Here is a 1,697-nt window from a genome sequence, read left to right as displayed (position 1 = left end):
ATCCGTACTTGGATAAGGCTCTATATATGTATGCAAGAGAACATGGTTGTTCCTATGATGATGCCTTAATCCTTGCAAAAACAGGAAAGAAGACCGGCGGTCTGACCTAATGTTAATGCAATTTTATGGAGATAAAACAATAGTGGAATAAATACTGGATTAGTGTAGATTACATTTAATTATGAGGAATTAAAAACAAATGGTCAAATTGGCACGATTTTTCCAGATTCAAAGCAACCTAGGAAGAAAGGCGGTAGAAAATAATGGATATAGATAGTTTTAGAGAAGTAATAAAAAAACGTGAAGAAACAGATAATGAATGGGATTATGGTATTGAGCAGTGCTGGAAAAAGGAAATTGAGATACTTTCTGAAGATATTCCTTCAACAATTGAGTTCCTAAAAAATGAATGTACAGCAGACGAGTATTCTTGGATAAGCGAAGTTATCGATGATGTGGTGGATAAAGTGCCAAGTAAGGAGCTTGTACAATGTTATACAGAACTTATGGCAAAGTTCCCAGAAGAGTGCCAAAAGTATAATATTAAAGGAGTTATAGAGATTTGTGAGGGAATACTCAAATGGGAGGAAGAGAATGGCAAAAAATAAAGAAAACCTTGTAGATGAGGGATTTAGAGTATCTCTTGTTGAAACAGCCTTTTTTGATGGAAAATTTGAAATCCCACATATCGATGCTCCAGACAAAATTATTATTCCAAATGGTATGGTTCCTTTCTCAGTAAGAGAAAGGAGCCAGGATAAAAAAGATTTCGTGTGTTTTTATGAGCATGATATTAATTTCAGAGATATACTAACAAAAACAGAAGAATACGTTGATGAATTAAAACAGTATCCAGGAATCATTACACCTGACTGCTCACTTTATATTGACGCACCGTTATGTGTCCAAATAGCGGATATCTATTTGAATAGAGCAGTAGGACATTATTTGCAAAAACAAGGGCTATATGTTATTCCAAATATTCGATGGGGAGATGAAAGGACATATAAAGAAGAGTTTCTTGGTGAGAAAGTTGCATTTCAAGGTGTTGACAAGCATAGTATTGTATCGGTAGGTACATATGGCCAAATACAATCAGCTGAATCAAAAAGATTCTTCAGGGAAGGCCTTTCGGAAATGATAAAAGAACTAGAACCCGAGGTTGTATTGGTGTACGGTTCAATGCCTGATACAATATTTGCTGATTTTAAAAAGACAACTAAATTTATTCCATATCCTGATTGGACTACACGGATGAAAAGTAAATAAGTTTGAAAAGCCAGCAACTCATGATATAGAGCTGCTGATGTATGTGCTAATTATATAATTGCTTTTGGCAGGTATTCACTTGGATACCTGCTTTTTCGTACTTCATTTGATTCCTGCTCAGACAATTTGGCAGCATAGGCGGATAACCTTTTAATCATGTTATCATTTGCCCTTTTGCAGATATTGATTATTTCAAATGATTCCGGATCAGCTGTTTTAGATATGGTATATGAAACATTAATAGTAGTGTGTATAAATCGCAAACGCATGATATTATATTAGGTGAGGTGATAGGATTAATTCACGCAGATGATGTAGGAATTATATCAAACAAGGAGTTTGGATTTTTAATATAATATTCTGGAGGGGAATTATGACAGAACAAATATATGCTACTCCATGTGGCAATATACATTATTGGATAAATA

General features: G+C 34.4%; 2 protein-coding genes. Both read left to right on the top strand.

What is annotated here, in order from left to right; translation table 11 throughout:
- Positions 1-263 precede the first annotated feature (263 nt).
- On the top strand, positions 264-608 hold the full coding sequence (locus T537_RS0109470; RefSeq protein ID WP_031557507.1) for a hypothetical protein: 345 nt from the start codon (positions 264-266) through the stop codon (positions 606-608).
- Positions 595-1,269, top strand: coding sequence for a DUF4417 domain-containing protein (locus tag T537_RS0109465; protein WP_031557505.1), 675 nt, complete (start codon positions 595-597; stop codon positions 1,267-1,269). Before T537_RS0109470 ends, T537_RS0109465 begins: the two co-directional genes overlap by 14 nt.
- Positions 1,270-1,697: the final 428 nt, after the last annotated feature.

Origin of the sequence: Lachnospira multipara LB2003 (assembly GCF_000702205.1) — a bacterium.
Classification (GTDB): Bacteria; Bacillota; Clostridia; order Lachnospirales; family Lachnospiraceae; genus Lachnospira; species Lachnospira multipara_A.
The sequence above is the reverse complement of the archived record's forward strand: the minus strand, read 5'-3'. Positions and strand labels throughout refer to the sequence as shown.

Coding starts and splice junctions, on each gene's coding strand:
- T537_RS0109470 (WP_031557507.1), top strand. CDS start 264: ATGGATATAGATAGTTTTAGAGAAGTAATAAAAAAACGTGAAGAAACA.
- T537_RS0109465 (WP_031557505.1), top strand. CDS start 595: ATGGCAAAAAATAAAGAAAACCTTGTAGATGAGGGATTTAGAGTATCT.